13 protein-coding genes are annotated in these 14,291 nt (G+C 40.9%); 3 read left to right on the top strand and 10 right to left on the bottom strand.

Annotation, left to right across the window (positions count from 1 at the left end; genetic code table 11):
- Positions 1-205 precede the first annotated feature (205 nt).
- The 4 genes from GQR46_RS07195 to GQR46_RS07180 form a co-directional block, all read right to left on the bottom strand.
- Positions 206-1,252 carry an NAD(P)-dependent alcohol dehydrogenase gene (locus GQR46_RS07195; RefSeq protein ID WP_165740550.1) on the bottom strand — a complete coding sequence of 349 codons (1,047 nt, stop codon included), beginning with the start codon at positions 1,250-1,252 and terminating at the stop codon, positions 206-208.
- A 139-nt stretch (positions 1,253-1,391) separates the two neighbouring features.
- Positions 1,392-2,105, bottom strand: a complete 714-nt coding sequence (locus GQR46_RS07190) for a DUF1499 domain-containing protein (protein ID WP_165728511.1) — start codon at positions 2,103-2,105, stop codon at positions 1,392-1,394.
- 108 nt (positions 2,106-2,213) lie between these two features.
- On the bottom strand, positions 2,214-3,554 hold the full coding sequence (locus GQR46_RS07185; RefSeq protein ID WP_165740549.1) for a DUF1501 domain-containing protein: 1,341 nt from the start codon (positions 3,552-3,554) through the stop codon (positions 2,214-2,216).
- 9 nt (positions 3,555-3,563) lie between these two features.
- The gene (locus GQR46_RS07180; protein WP_165740548.1) at positions 3,564-5,471 is read right to left on the bottom strand and encodes a DUF1800 domain-containing protein; all 1,908 of its coding nucleotides are present in this window, start codon (positions 5,469-5,471) and stop codon (positions 3,564-3,566) included.
- Between the two features lie 170 nt (positions 5,472-5,641).
- Between GQR46_RS07180 and GQR46_RS07175 the strand changes: the two genes are divergently transcribed.
- Positions 5,642-5,857, top strand: a complete 216-nt coding sequence (locus tag GQR46_RS07175) for a hypothetical protein (protein ID WP_165728509.1) — start codon at positions 5,642-5,644, stop codon at positions 5,855-5,857.
- A 32-nt stretch (positions 5,858-5,889) separates the two neighbouring features.
- Positions 5,890-6,714 carry an alpha/beta hydrolase-fold protein gene (locus GQR46_RS07170; RefSeq protein ID WP_165740547.1) on the top strand — a complete coding sequence of 275 codons (825 nt, stop codon included), beginning with the start codon at positions 5,890-5,892 and terminating at the stop codon, positions 6,712-6,714.
- Positions 6,715-6,814: 100 nt separating this feature from the next.
- On the opposite strand, the gene GQR46_RS07165 is transcribed toward GQR46_RS07170, so the two are convergent.
- The 4 genes from GQR46_RS07165 to GQR46_RS07150 form a co-directional block, all read right to left on the bottom strand.
- Complete coding sequence (locus tag GQR46_RS07165; RefSeq protein WP_165740546.1) at positions 6,815-7,159, bottom strand: hypothetical protein; 345 nt, start codon at positions 7,157-7,159, stop codon at positions 6,815-6,817.
- A gap of 17 nt (positions 7,160-7,176) precedes the next feature.
- Positions 7,177-7,641, bottom strand: coding sequence for a nuclear transport factor 2 family protein (locus tag GQR46_RS07160; RefSeq protein WP_165740545.1), 465 nt, complete (start codon positions 7,639-7,641; stop codon positions 7,177-7,179).
- Positions 7,642-7,898: 257 nt separating this feature from the next.
- Positions 7,899-10,325, bottom strand: a complete 2,427-nt coding sequence (gene hrpB / locus GQR46_RS07155; protein WP_165740544.1) for an ATP-dependent helicase HrpB — start codon at positions 10,323-10,325, stop codon at positions 7,899-7,901.
- 83 nt (positions 10,326-10,408) lie between these two features.
- Entirely contained in the window at positions 10,409-10,822 is a 414-nt protein-coding gene (locus tag GQR46_RS07150) for a group II truncated hemoglobin (protein ID WP_165734702.1), read from the bottom strand.
- 280 nt (positions 10,823-11,102) lie between these two features.
- Between GQR46_RS07150 and GQR46_RS07145 the strand changes: the two genes are divergently transcribed.
- Positions 11,103-11,300, top strand: coding sequence for a CsbD family protein (locus GQR46_RS07145; RefSeq protein ID WP_007581220.1), 198 nt, complete (start codon positions 11,103-11,105; stop codon positions 11,298-11,300).
- A gap of 68 nt (positions 11,301-11,368) precedes the next feature.
- Here the strand turns inward: GQR46_RS07145 and GQR46_RS07140 are convergent, their stop codons facing one another.
- Both GQR46_RS07140 and GQR46_RS07135 read right to left on the bottom strand, forming a co-directional pair.
- The gene (locus GQR46_RS07140; protein WP_165740543.1) at positions 11,369-13,633 is read right to left on the bottom strand and encodes a molybdopterin cofactor-binding domain-containing protein; all 2,265 of its coding nucleotides are present in this window, start codon (positions 13,631-13,633) and stop codon (positions 11,369-11,371) included.
- On the bottom strand, positions 13,630-14,127 hold the full coding sequence (locus tag GQR46_RS07135; RefSeq protein ID WP_165740542.1) for a (2Fe-2S)-binding protein: 498 nt from the start codon (positions 14,125-14,127) through the stop codon (positions 13,630-13,632). Before GQR46_RS07135 ends, GQR46_RS07140 begins: the two co-directional genes overlap by 4 nt.
- Between the last annotated feature and the right edge of the window lie 164 nt (positions 14,128-14,291).

The following is a 14,291-nucleotide window of genomic DNA, read 5'->3' as shown; positions in this document are numbered from 1 at the left end:
TTGTAACCTAGTGGGCTAAGTAAAAACCGAGCAACAAAGAGTAAATTTCCCCTAGAAAGAACCCAAAGGGCAGCGCATGTTTGGCATTTATGCTGCGTTATCGCCTACTTACGGGGAATAACCACACTACATAGGCTCTGCCTTGCCTAAATACCAAACAGCCTGCTGCAAATTTAACCTCGAAAGATAAACAGGCCCCAGTAAATTAAGCGTTTAACGATGCCATATCAATAACAAAGCGGTATCGTACGTCAGAGCGTTCCATACGCTCATATGCTGTGTTAATTTCGTCAATATTGATCATTTCGCACTCAGGTAGCACGTTATTTTCACCACAAAAGTCGAGCATTTGTTGCGTCTCTGCAATACCACCAATAAGTGAGCCTGCAATACGACGGCGACCCATTAATAATGGTACCGTGCTTAGCTCATCTACAGGGCCAACTTGGCCTACAATAACTAAAGTACCATCCACATCAAGTAGTGGTGTGTAAATAGATAAATCATGTTTTACAGGTACCGTATCTATAATGACGTCAAAGGCAGATTGCGAGTCTTTCATTTCGTCATCATTAGATGACACTAAGTAGTGCTGAGCACCCAATTTAACCGCATCATCTTTTTTAGACTCACTACGGCCAACAACAGTAACAATTGCACCCATCGCTACGGCATTTTTAACCGCCATGTGTCCTAAGCCACCGAGGCCAACAACTGCAACACGGCTGCCTTTTTTAACACCCCATTTATGAAGTGGAGAATACGTAGTAATACCTGCACATAATAGTGGTGCAACGCGCGAAAGCTCTAAATTCTCTGGAATTAAAAGTACGAACTCTTCTCGTACAACCACACTTTTAGAATAACCGCCTTGGGTCATTTCGCCGGTTTCTCTATCTTTACCTGCATAAGTGCCAACCATACCCTCTCGGCAAAATTGCTCTTCGTTGTTGTCGCACTGATCGCAACTTTTGCATGAATCAACCATGCAGCCCACGCCAACAGTATCACCTTGCTTATATTTTTTAACGTCGCTACCTACCGACATAACTTTACCAACAATTTCATGCCCGGGTACTAATGGGTAGTCACTGCCACCCCAATCATTTCGTACGGCGTGTAAATCTGAATGGCACACACCACAGTATAAAATTTCAATTTCTACATCGTTATTTCGTAAATCGCGGCGCTCAAAAGAAAATTCTGTCAGCTCAGAACCTTGGCTTTTTGCTGCATATCCTACTGTTTTCATAATAACTCCATAGTGGTTAAAAATTTAAATTTTAATAACCCTAACGCAGTTGTCGTGAATACAAACTGACGCTAAAAACAAAAAAGCCCAACAATGTTGGGCTTTAATACGCTAATAACCTAATACAGGTTAAGTCGTTTTATTTTTCAAGTAAGGTGTTTAGTTCATTAATAATTGAATGAATGCGCTCTGCATTTTTTCCTAAATCACTACGCCCTACTCGCGACTTACTACGAATATCAACAAAACGTTGGCTGCCTTCATCTTTAATACGAATTACCACATCGTCTTTAAAACCAAACCACGTTGTTGTATCGGTAGCTTCCACAATACCTGTAGCCGTATTTGCACTTACCACTGCAAAGCCAAGATTTTTAACTGCTTGTTCGCTTGCTGTCATTAAATCGGCTTTAGATTGTGCAAAGCTTAACGTTACCAGCTCAGGGTATGCTTTGCGTTGCTGTACTGCCGTTTCTTCACCCGCGTATTCTACTGGGTTAGATGCATTTGCACGTAGTGGTGCAATTGCTACAAATTTTGGTGGATTAACTAAATCAGTTGAAATGTCATGAATTGCCGGTACACCTTCAGCCTTGTTCATCATATTAAGTGGCATAGCAATAGCCACAACCGAAAATATAAGTGCAATAACACCACTGCTTAGCGTTAACGTTTTACGCATAAATAACGCTTGTACTATAAGTAGCACCAATGCAGCGCCACCAGCATAAACGCCAAATTTAAACCCCGTAAACGCAACACCTAATTCTACAATACCAAATTTATACAAAGGCCCTGGCAGTATGACGAGTAAAAAAGCGATTAAACTAACTAAGCTCACTAAAACTTTCATTTTATGATTCCTATATTGTGTGTGATTTTTATTATTAAAACAGATAAGCACTATTAACCAGTAGCTTATACTACTAACAAGTGCTTTTAGATTACTATTAGCGACTAATTACACAAAAAAGTCCAATGTTGTGTGATCAAAGTTACTCAAGTTTGGAAAAATATCAACAAGCTCAGAGCTTGGCACACCAAACCACTGAGCCAATGTGGCAAAGTACTGCTCATTAGCAACACTTGGAATTAAACGCCCGCCACCGGTATCTTGTGGGCCATCCAAATGTTGAGTTAGTAGCTCGCCATATATATTGCCGCCTTTTACTGCGCCGCCCATTACTATTTGGTTTCCTGCCCAACCATGGTCAGTGCCATCGCCATTTGAGGTCAACGTGCGACCAAAATCAGACATAGTAAACGCAGTCACTTTATCTGCCATATCAAGCTCTTTCATCGCGCTATCAAATTCACTTAACCCTTGAGCTAACGTATTTAATAAAGCAGGGTGCGTTGTTAATTGGTTATCGTGCGTATCATACCCCCCCATAGAAACAAAAAACACTTGGCGCTGAGTGCTCAATTTTGCCTGTACGCTAATTGTTTTAGCTACTGCTGCAAATTGCTCACTAAGGCTATTATCGCTAAATGGGGTAATAAGTGCAGGCGCGCTTTCTAACGCGCTGTTCATTGCTTGAGTGTTATTTATCGCACTTGTTAAGCCATTGGCATAAGCTGTACTTAACGGATGGCTCGTATTGCCTAGTAAGCGGTTCATAATAGAAGTTACGTGCTCGCTACGAGGTTGATACCCTCCAAACGCGTTAATACTACTAATGCCACTTTTGTTAAGCGCAAATGCATTGCTAGCACTTCCCGTTTGCCATAAATTAGTACCGTCGAGTGATACATTAGCTGCAAACTCATCTTGTAGCTCTAAACGTTCTAAAAGTCGTGCGCCCCACCCGCTATTAAGTGATTGTTTTTCTCGACCATACATCCATGCAGCTTGCTGATCGTTATGCGAGAACAAATGCTTAGGCAAACCTATTGTTTTATTTTTATAGTCACTCAATGTTGTGGGAGCGAGTAAAGTACCTACCCCACCTATAAATGCTAAATTTTGAGATTCAAACACATTTTGTATAGGTTCAAGTGAAGGATGAATACCGACTCCACCGGCAAACTGGCTTTTAATATTTAACTCAAGTGGGCTCTCTACCGCTAGGTTCTGCCTACTTTGCTCGTAAACACTACGTTGCTCGCCTTCAAGCGGAACTAGCATATTTAACGAATCATTCCCTCCGTATAAATACACACACACTAATGCTTTGTAATCACCTAGCTCAACTGCATTAGTCGCTCCAGTTAATGCTTGTAATTGCAGGCTCGTTAACGCGGCAGCCGATACACTGCCTTTTACACATAACGACAAAAACTCTCTTCTATTAATGCTCATTATGCGCTCCTAATACTGCACGTTAAATTCAGGTGAAATAGCAATCATATATAATAAATACGAAACCCGTTCACGGTATTGCTCTTCATTAAAATAGGCATCTAAATCAAGTAACGCTTGGCGCGTGTCACTGCTCATTGCGCCTGCAAAATATAACGTGTTGTACTGAGCTAATAGCGCGCTAACACCGTTTTTCTCTAAAAAATTCATGTCGTCTTGAACATAAATATAAATACTATTTGAATTTAAATCACTGCGCGCTTCTGCGGTACTCCATACTAAGCTTGCGTAAAGCGCGTTCATGGTGCCAATCAGTGTTGCGTCGTTTGCTATTTGTAATTCTGGTGCAACAATACCTTCACTTCGCAAAGCTGCGGTTTGATAATCAGGCCTAAAAAAGTTAAATACTGAAGCCGATTGCATGGGTCCTTGTCCGTAGCTATTTATTAAATTCCATGTTTTATAATAACCCGCTGGCGATTTAGCATCGAGATTTCGCCAAAACTGTACAGTTTTTAAAATAGGCTCTTTAATTTTACCTTGGTAATTAAGCACTGAGCCAAAATGCCGCGCTTCATCATCTAAATAAATAGCCTTTACTACCGCCGCTAAATCGCCGCGTACACCAGCGCCGTTATCAATAAATACATTAGCTACTCGCTCAACATATTGGGGGGTTGGGTTTGAGGTAATTAATCGCTGAATAAGCTGTTTGCTAATAAACGGCGCAACATTTTGATGATTAAATAAATTATCGAGCGCTATTTGCAATGACTCTTCTGCTGCATAACCTTGTGGTATAACCTCACCGTTTAGTAAGGTTTTTTGTTTACTAGAATGGTACTCGTCAAATGCTTCCATTGGCTTAATATAATCACGACTTTTACGCTTAAATGTTTCACTATCGGCAAACGTCCAACCAGTAAATACGCGTGCAAAACCCTCTATTTCTACCTGTCCGTAAGTGGCAATGGTATTACCTTGTGCATCAAGCTTGGCGCTGCCATCTAGATTTAGTTCTTCAAGGCCAATAGTAAATAACTGCATTACTTCACGTGCGTAATTTTCGTCTGGGCGAATATTAAGTGTATCGTCTGCTTTTTCGTTACCCAAATGGCTTAAATAAGTTCCCATAATAGGCGAAAGCGTGACATCTTCGAGTAAGTCACGATAATTACCAAAGGCATGCTTTAGTAATAAATCGTAATAAGTGATCATGCCCTCAGGTTGCCCTCTTAAGGCACTGTTCTCATCCGACACCACTAATATTTCACTTAACGCAAATGCAACACGTTGACGGAGTTGATCGTCACTTTGCATTACTGCTTTCCACCATGCATCTATGCGGCTTATGTATTTAAAGTCGTCATCGTCATTTAGCTTTACTAAATAATCACGGTGATAATTAATAGGTAGCGCTATTTGTTTATCAAGCCATTGCTGCTCGCTTAAACCTTGTGCGTTTTGTATTTCACTAAGCTTAGGCCCCATTGTTGCTTGGTGTAGTAACCGTGCGGCGCTAATCTCATCCATATTATTGCGCGCTATAAAGCTCAGCGTTTTTACACTGCTTGCTCCTTCATTGTCGGTTGCTGTGACCGAAAAAGCGTAATTAACAGGCTTATAACTTTGCGCATTTAGCAGTGTTACTGAGGTGGTTACTGCCTCTAAAGGCCCGCTAATTAGTTCAGGCCCTTGCGTTTGTTGCCATACAACCGATGTAATAGTGCCGTCTTTATCACTGGCTGTTGCTGTTAGCTCAATTGTTTGGCCCTTACTTAATTCACTAGGAATATCAGCGACTGACAAAATGGGGATTTTATTTCCGTTAACGGTTGGCGTATCATCTGAGCCTGAACCACCGCAAGCGCTTAGTATAAAAACCGAGCTTGCGATCAGAGCAAATTTATAATGCATGTAAAGTCGTCATCATTTGTTAATTAAAGTACGTTAGTGTGTACCGAGTTTGATGCATTTATTGAAACACAAAATTTACAATTTAACTCTTTATTTTTTGTAACCGAATCATGAACGCCCCATTAATAATGCACTAGCTGCAGGGGTAAACAGCCAGAGCTTTATTATTTATGAAAACAGAAATTCGCTATTGTTTTGAATCTTCACAAGTTGCTAACCGGTTTTTACACGAGCTGAAAGACTGGCCGGTTAACGATGTAAAAACACGACTTTTTAATGGCGGCGATAGTGTAAAAGTGACATACGAATACGACGAAAGTGGTTTTGATTACACCTTAGCCGAGCTCGACGACCTAGCAGAAAAGCATGGCGGAAAAGAAGTTTAAATTAAGTAATAACAATAACTAAAGGCAATCTAATGAAAAATAAAGTGTTAAGTTTATTTACAGTAATATATTTAGCTTTTAGCTTATTAAGCCATGCTGAACCGATTAAAACAAAACCTTTTAGTATTGGTGAAACCTTTACCTTTAAATCAACCACGCTTGAGCAGCAACGCACTATAAATGTTTACTTGCCTAATAGTTATGAGCAATCAAGCGATAAGCGTTACCCTGTTATTTACTTACTCGATGGCTCAAAAGATGAAGACTTTATTCATATTGCAGGACTCGTACAGTTTGCCTCTTTTTCGTGGATAAATCATATACCCGAAGCCATTGTTGTGGGTATAGAAAATATCGACCGCAAACACGATTTTACATCACCGAGTAATAACGCTCTCGATTTAAAAGGTTTACCAACGCATGGTGGCTCAAAAAAGTTCATTAGTTTTATAAACGACGAACTACGCCCACTGATCAATAAAACTTACCATACCAACTCAACAAACACTTTAATTGGTCAGTCGTTAGGCGGCCTATTAGCTACCGATATTTTGTTTAATCACCCTGCAATGTTTAATCATTACGTAATAATTAGCCCAAGCCTATGGTGGGCCGATAATGAATTACTAAATGGCCCTTTTGAGCCAACTACCTTTCCTCAATCGGTTTATATTGGAGTGGGTAAAGAAGGTGAGCTAATGGAAGGTTTAGCAAAGCAATTACATAAAAAAGTAGCGCCTATTCTTAGTAGTAAAAGCCAAGTACAATTTGGCTATTTTGAAAACCTAGATCACACTGAAACACTACATTTAGCGGTATACGATGCTTTTAAAAAAATGAACTATCATCCCGAATAGTTAAGTATGAATAGTTAAATATAAATAACTTCATATATAAAAACGCCAATAATGCACTGCATCATTGGCGTAAAACTATATTGTAACTAACAAAATAAAATTACTCTTCTACAGAAAACTCTACTTTTGATGAAGATGAACTCGCAAGATCCAATACTTCATAATAATTTAAACCATCTATTTTTTTGCCAATAATAAAGTAATTCATTTCGCCCATCATGGTCGGGTCGCCCATAATATCTTCTACGCCTTGCACATCAGAAAATTGAATTGAGATTAAGGCACCTAAAAAGTGCATTGAATCTTGAGGTTTTAATGTCTTTAAAACTTTATTAACTCCCATTTGAGTTGATTCAGGCGTGGAGCCATCAAACCTAAAATCACTTTTTGTACTAGTGCATGCACTAAGCATCAATATTGATAATGCGATAAGTAAATGTTTCATAAATATATCCTTATTAGTTATTCGTGGTACTTGCGGATCATCGCCACTTTGCCGTTTTCAATTTCGATTACTTCCATCATTACTGATGTATATTCTATTGGCTGCTTATTTTGCGGATGAATACCTTTTACAAAGTTTTTATAACGAATAGCAAAGCCTGTATCGTTAAACACAAATGTATTAAGCAGTGTGCTTTCAAACAACGTGTGCGCACCTAAGTAAAAGCTCATGCCTTTGCGCATTTGCTTTTTACCATCAGGAGTACGTGAGTCATCGGGTTGATACGGAATATGCTGATTACCAATATCATCAGTTAACAATGCAAGGTAAGCCTCGAGCTCTTTAGTACCTGCGTTAGGTGCTTGTGTAGCGGTCATTGTTTTATAGTACTGCTGCGCAAACGCATTTAAGTCGAGTGGCTTTTCTGCATACGCCGAAAAAGCAGTTACCAAAGCCAAACCTAACGTTAAAAGTAGCCTCATTACTTATTCCCTGTAGTTAAAAATATTGATTTATTTACAGGTACACTATATTAATGCGCTCAATAATAAAACAAGTAACTTTAAGTAATTAATACCAATTGCATTAAATTAATGTTCATTATAGCGCTAAGAAAATAGCGTAATAACAAGGCAAAAATTACGACATATAGTTGTTCTATATGAATAATTTTTAACGCAGTGAGTGCGCTATTTAATACGATAAAATGATCATGTTTTTAATAAAATTGGTATAAAATCTACATTTTGCTCTTTACTCTATTCGTTGCAACGCTGTTGGCTGGGTCGTCTGGCCAAAAATGCTTAGGGTAACGACCTTTCATTTCCTTTTGCACATCGCGGTAACTGCTAGCCCAAAAGTGGGCTAAATCTTGAGTAAGTTGCAATGAGCGTTTACCTGGCGATAGCAGCTCCATAAGCAGTGGCAGTTTACCGTTGGCAAGCATAGGCGTACTGGTCAAGCCGTAAACTTCTTGCATACGCACGCTTAGCTTTGCGGGGCCATCAAGCTGGTATTCAATTTTTATATTTGAGCCACTTGGCACCGTTAAGCGCAGTGGTAACAGTGCTTTTAAAGCTGTTTGTTGTTGCCAATCAAAACAGTTTTGTAATGCTTCAAAGTAGTTAAACTTTTTAAGCTGCGTGAGCGTTTTAATATCTTCTAAAAACACGCTTAGCCACTGCGCTGCATTTTGAATGAGTTGTTGCTCATTTGTTTTTGGGAATTTATCGGGTAATAAATTACTTGCTAAGCTCATACGTATCAGCAATTGCTGCGCATCAGGTTGCTCGTTAAATAATGCAAAACCGTGTTTAGCAAATAAGTTTAGCCACGCTTTAGCACGCTCGCTCTTATCTAGTTTTTGTTTACTAGGCTGGCTGCTGAGCGTTATAGCCCCGAGCTTTACTTCATCTTGATGAATAAAGCGCGCTGATTTTTCATCAAACTCACAACGAGTAAGTTCACTAAATAAATGCGGTAAAAATTCTTGTAACTCAAATGGGTTAAGCGCGGTGGCTGCAAATATACGCCCTCCTTTGTGCCCGCCCATGGTTGCTATAGCTAAGTAATCGTCGTTGTGCCAGTAATCGGCATTTAACTCAGCACCTGCACCATTGGCAAGTAGGTAACCATTACCGCGTTTTTTAGCGATGCGATCGGGGTACGCCAATGCCACTAGCAAACTAATATAATGCGTATTTAATTCGCTGTTTTCGTCTTTTACTTTTAAGCGGCTTTGCCAATATTTTAACTGCTGTTTAAATACCGGATGCGGACGTTGCTGTTGGCTATGCAACGCTAAACTCAACTCGTTTGCACTGTTTACTCGGCTCTCAAGTAATGCCACTAAATAAATAGCGAGCCTAAAAATACCAGGGAGTTGGTCATCAAGTATTTGTGCTTTTAGTAGCATATGCGCCAAACGAATATCAGCACCAAAACCTAACATTTTACTGCCAAGCGGTGTGAGCTTACCCTTGCTATCAATAGCTTCTAGCATGTTGAGCAGGTTACTTGCTTGCTCGCATTGTTGCTCAGTAGGCTTATCAAGTAGGGTTAGCTCATCAATACTGGCTCCCCACTGCTTTGCCTCAAGCATAAGTTGGCTTATGTCTGATGTGAGTATTTCGGGATTGTCGTGGCTATTACGTCGCTCAAAGGTTTGCTTTGAGCCAATTCGATAAACAATGCCCGGCTCTATTCGCCCTGCACGTCCTGCTCGCTGCACAGCAGAAGAGCGCGATATACTTTGTGTTGTGAGCTCTGTGACCCCTGTTTTTAAATTAAAGGTCGCTGCACGGCGCTTGCCGCTGTCAATTACAATGCGTATGCCTTCAATAGTTAAACTGGTTTCGGCTACATTGGTGGTAAGCACTACTTTGCGCATACCGTTTGGTGCAGGAGCAATAGCGGCTTGCTGATTAGCTTTATCTTGCTCGCCAAATAGCGTTGCTACAGTGCAGTTACTGGGTAAATCGCTAAGTGCTTGCTGCACCCGTAGTATTTCAAATTGCCCGGGTAAAAATACCAATGCACTGCCTGTTTGCTCATTAAGCGCTTGTTTTATTATGCTAGGAATTGCATCAAGCCAGCGGCTTTCATCTTTTATGGGTATGTAGACTTCGTCTATTGGGTAACTGCGACCGCTCGATTGAATTACAGGGCAATCAAAAAACGCAGTGTAACGCTCAGTATCTAGCGTTGCCGACATAAGCATGATGGTTAAGTCTTCACGCAGTGCACTTTGGGTCTCGAGCGCAAAGGCAAGTGAGGTATCGGCTGCAATTGAACGTTCATGAAATTCATCAAATATAAGTAAATCTATATCGCTTAATTCGGGGTCGTTTTGCAGCATGCGTGTAAGCATGCCTTCGGTTACTATTTCAAGGCGCGTATTAGCGCTGACTTTACTCTCGCCCCTAATCCGCAAACCTACACTTTGCCCAACACTCTCGTTTTGGCACTTTGCTAAGTAACTGGCAATATTGCGCGCGGCTAAACGGCGTGGCTCTAGCATTACAATGTGTTTAAAATGCCCGTCGCGCATAAGTTGTAGTGGTAACCACGTAGACTTACCAGCACCAGGCGGCGCTTGTAATAACGTAATAGGATTACTTTGTAATGTAGTAACGAGTTGTTGATATATGTCTTGAACCGGCAGCACAGCTATTTACCCTAAATTGCTTTGCAGGCATTGTAACAAAAAACCAAAGCCTAGCTGCGGTTGATATTTATTAATAATTGCTATTAGCTACCCGACACCATTCTAATTCGATCTGCAGGCACTCGTAATTGATCCATTAAGTAAATTTTAAATGAGGCTTCGTAAGGTTGCTCATCAACCGCTTTTTGCATGCATAAAAGCCATGCATCACTTTGCTCAATTCCTACATGTAAATGTTTATGCGCTTGAGGAATGTTAATACTGCCAAAATGTTCAGCGTATAATTTAGGACCACCTAACCAGCCCGACAAAAAGTAAGCGAGCTTTTTACGTGATGCTGATAAATCTTTTGAATGCATACTCCTTATATTTTCAGCCTCTTTTAAAGCGTCCATATTATCGTAAAACGCATTCACCAATTGTGTAATACCTGCTAACTCACCTGCCATTTTGTATGAGCAGTCATCCACTCCGTATTCACACGTTTTTGTATTCATAACTCACTCAGGTTAACTACTTTGTTTAATACCTGCATATTAGCTTAAAACAAAAATTTAAGAATGAGTTACATCAAAGCGGCGTAACTTATGTCAGCAATAATTACAGGCTGCTATGTATATTTTTTAATAAATAGCGCAATATTAAAAACAAAATCGCTCAACATAAAAATATAACCAACTGATAATAAAAACAATAAAACCATTATTATTCCTTGGTACAAGGCTTGCTACTTTATAACTGACAGTTAATTCACTAACCTAAAGTAAGGATAAACTTATGAACAGCGATCGTATCGAAGGTAATTGGAAAGAACTTAAAGGTAAGGCTCAACAAAAATGGGGCGATCTTACCAACGACGATTTAGATAAAATTGAAGGTAGCCGTACAGAGCTAGTTGGTAAAATTCAGCAGCAATACGGTAAATCTAAAGAAGAAGCAGAGCGTGAAGTTGATGAGTTTGAAAAAGGTCGTTAAACCGCGTTAACCGCTTTTAAAAAAACCGCCATTTGGCGGTTTTTTTGTTTAAGCTGTAGGTTATTTAGCTACGCTTTTAATTGGTTACCAATCGGTAACTGCCTAATGCGCTTTCCGCATGCTGCAAAAATAGCATTACATAATGCTGGCGCATAAACTGGTGTAGATGGCTCACCTACCCCTGCTGGTGGTGCATCGCTTTGTACAATTTCAACGTCAATCTCAAGCGGTGAGTCGCTCATACGCGGTACGCGATAATCATGAAAGTTACTTTGCTGCACGCGGCCTTTATCAAAGGTAATACCGTCACTAATTGCAGTGGTAATACCGTAAATAGAGCCACCTTGGGTTTGATTTTTAACGGTGTCGGTATTTACAACCGTGCCCGCATCAATGGCAACCCACGATTTAATTACTTTTAAATCGCCAGTATCCGACACTTCTACTTCAACTACTGTCGCTACGTAAGTTAAAAAGCTTCTATGCGCTGCTATACCTAAACCTCGCCCTTTAGGTAGTTCTCGACCCCATTTACTCATGTCAGCTACTTTTTCAATAACATGGCGCAGTCTGCCAATATCTAAAGGATAAACCGCTTTATCGCCGCCATAATTATCGTATGTGGCATTTTGCTCAGTTACATCAAGGATTCGGCTTGGACCTATCGTTTCTAATAAATAGTCTTTTTGGTCGCGACCGGCTTTGTGCGCTGCTTCGCCAATAAATGACTGAATAGCAAAGGCATGAAAAATATTTGATACAGAACGCATCCAACCAATTCGTGCTTTGGCTTGCGCATCACCGTTTTCTAACTTCATGTTAGGTGTGTTAATTGGGTTGTCGGTAAACCCTAAGCGCAGTTCAAAGCTCCCTGGCGTAGTCGCCCCTTCTGAAAAGGTAGAGGTGATCGGTGAAAACGCGGTACGGTGTAAATACGATTCTATAGCGCCATTTTTATCTAGCGATGCTTCAATGTGCTGAGCCGAAACTGCATGGTAAAAACCATGTTGTATGTCGTCTTCACGCGTCCATTGCACACGAATAGGCTTGCCTACTTTCATTGAAAGGTAAGCTGCTTCTGCTGAAAAATCAGGTTTTGACTTACGCCCAAAGCCGCCTCCTAACATGGTAACGTGAACATTAATTTTGCTCTCATCCATGCCAAGCATTGCAGCCACTGTTTTCATATCGGCTTGTGGGTTTTGCGTAGCAGCCCATATATCAACACTGTCTTTGTTGTACATCGCTGTGGCACAAGGCGGCTCCATTGGTGCTTGAGCAAGGTGCGGCGCGTAGTAATCGGCTACGAGTTTATTGCTCGATTTAGCCAATACGCCCATGGCATCGCCTTTATCACGTATGTTTGCCTGTGGAGTTTGTACTGTTTGTAATAATGACTTTTTAAATTCTTCTGAATTGTAATCGCCATTTTTGCCATCATCCCACACGACTTTTAATGCTTTACGCCCTTGCCATGCAGCCCATGTGTTTTTAGCTATAATCGCAATGCCGCCTTTTGGCTGAAACTGCGGTGCGCCTTTTGGTACAGGCATTTCAATTACATCTATAACGCCATTTATCGCTTTTGTAGCACTGGCATCAAACGACTTAACAACACCGCCTACTACCGGCGGGCGTTCAATTATAGCCACCAGCGCTTGTGGCTCGCGTACATCGGCTGCAAATATAGCTTTGCCTGTTACTAAATCTGCTAAATCTATGTGCGCCATGCCGGTATTAATATAACGCCATTCTTTGCGTGTTTTAAGTGTTAGTTTGTCAGCTTCTGGTGGCGTTATTGTAAGTGCTAAGTCGATTAAATCTTTATAAGTAAGCGATTTACCTGAGCTGTGTGTAACAACGTGTTGATTAGCAGTACAGGTTTGTGGATCAACTTTCCAATACTTAGCGGCAGCGTGCTGCATCATGTAACGCACACTTGCGCCCATTTCACGCAGGCGCTGCATATTGTAGCGAATACTGCGCGAGCCATCGGTATTTTGATCGCCGTATTTAGGGTCACCCTTACCCTGAATAACAATAACCTTATCCCACGCAGCTTCCATTTCATCGGCAACAATTTGTGCAATCGCGGTGCGAATTTGCTGACCCATTTCAGAGCGATGGCAGGTTATTTCAACCATGCCATCAGGGCGCAGTGCTATAAATAAGTTTGCGCGCTTTGCTTGCTCAGATGGCTGCTCTAAAACGCCAGCAAATGCCCTTGGCGCACTGCCAACAAAATAAGTACCGAGTACCAACGCACCTAGGGCACTCGTTTTTAAAAACTTACGGCGGGTTAAATCAAAGTATGTATTATTTGCTTCGCTCATACTTCTTCCCCTTGCTCATTTGGGTCAAAATACTGCACGCCCGCAATAGTTTTAGCAGCCGATTTAATCGCTTTATGAATACGCGGATAAGTGCCACAACGGCAAATATTGCCTGACATATTACTTACTATTTCATCGTCGGTTGGGTTTGGATTTGCAGCTAATAAGCTTGCAGCTTGCATCATTTGGCCGCACTGGCAAAAACCACACTGCGGTACTTTATGCTCAACCCATGCTTGCTGCACTGGATGGTCGCCCTGCTCACTTAGCCCTTCAATTGTTGTAATTGAACGCCCTGCTGCTGCCGCTACCGGTAATACACACGAGCGTTGAGCTACTCCATCAATATGCACTGTACATGCACCGCACTGAGCCATACCACAGCCAAACTTAGGCCCGGTTAAATTCAATTCGTCTCGGAGATACCATAATACTGGCGTTGACGGATCGCCAGAAAACTCATGTTTATTACCATTAATGGTAAGCGTGATCATACTAAACTCCTTGGCAAAGCGCTTTTAAAGGACGGTTCCTTGTTGCGCGAGAACTATTTTAATTACTTACTACTTTTTAGCCTACCACTTAGATCTATTTTATTGAAATTTTTATCGGTAAGTGCCTTTTAATCTTTGGTAATTCGCTAAACGTAAAAACCGCC

It is taken from the genome of Pseudoalteromonas sp. Z1A6, assembly GCF_011378745.1.
Classification (GTDB): Bacteria; Pseudomonadota; Gammaproteobacteria; order Enterobacterales; family Alteromonadaceae; genus Pseudoalteromonas; species Pseudoalteromonas arctica.
The sequence above is the reverse complement of the archived record's forward strand: the minus strand, read 5'-3'. Positions and strand labels throughout refer to the sequence as shown.

Excerpts from the sequence above, each read along its gene's own strand:
- GQR46_RS07135 (WP_165740542.1), bottom strand. The coding sequence starts at position 14,127 with ATGATCACGCTTACCATTAATGGTAATAAACATGAGTTTTCTGGCGAT.
- GQR46_RS07145 (WP_007581220.1), top strand. The coding sequence starts at position 11,103 with ATGAACAGCGATCGTATCGAAGGTAATTGGAAAGAACTTAAAGGTAAG.
- GQR46_RS07170 (WP_165740547.1), top strand. The coding sequence starts at position 5,890 with ATGAAAAATAAAGTGTTAAGTTTATTTACAGTAATATATTTAGCTTTT.
- GQR46_RS07160 (WP_165740545.1), bottom strand. The coding sequence starts at position 7,641 with ATGAGGCTACTTTTAACGTTAGGTTTGGCTTTGGTAACTGCTTTTTCG.
- GQR46_RS07195 (WP_165740550.1), bottom strand. The coding sequence starts at position 1,252 with ATGAAAACAGTAGGATATGCAGCAAAAAGCCAAGGTTCTGAGCTGACA.
- GQR46_RS07140 (WP_165740543.1), bottom strand. The coding sequence starts at position 13,633 with ATGAGCGAAGCAAATAATACATACTTTGATTTAACCCGCCGTAAGTTT.
- GQR46_RS07190 (WP_165728511.1), bottom strand. The coding sequence starts at position 2,105 with ATGAAAGTTTTAGTGAGCTTAGTTAGTTTAATCGCTTTTTTACTCGTC.
- GQR46_RS07165 (WP_165740546.1), bottom strand. The coding sequence starts at position 7,159 with ATGAAACATTTACTTATCGCATTATCAATATTGATGCTTAGTGCATGC.
- GQR46_RS07180 (WP_165740548.1), bottom strand. The coding sequence starts at position 5,471 with ATGCATTATAAATTTGCTCTGATCGCAAGCTCGGTTTTTATACTAAGC.
- GQR46_RS07175 (WP_165728509.1), top strand. The coding sequence starts at position 5,642 with ATGAAAACAGAAATTCGCTATTGTTTTGAATCTTCACAAGTTGCTAAC.
- GQR46_RS07185 (WP_165740549.1), bottom strand. The coding sequence starts at position 3,554 with ATGAGCATTAATAGAAGAGAGTTTTTGTCGTTATGTGTAAAAGGCAGT.
- GQR46_RS07150 (WP_165734702.1), bottom strand. The coding sequence starts at position 10,822 with ATGAATACAAAAACGTGTGAATACGGAGTGGATGACTGCTCATACAAA.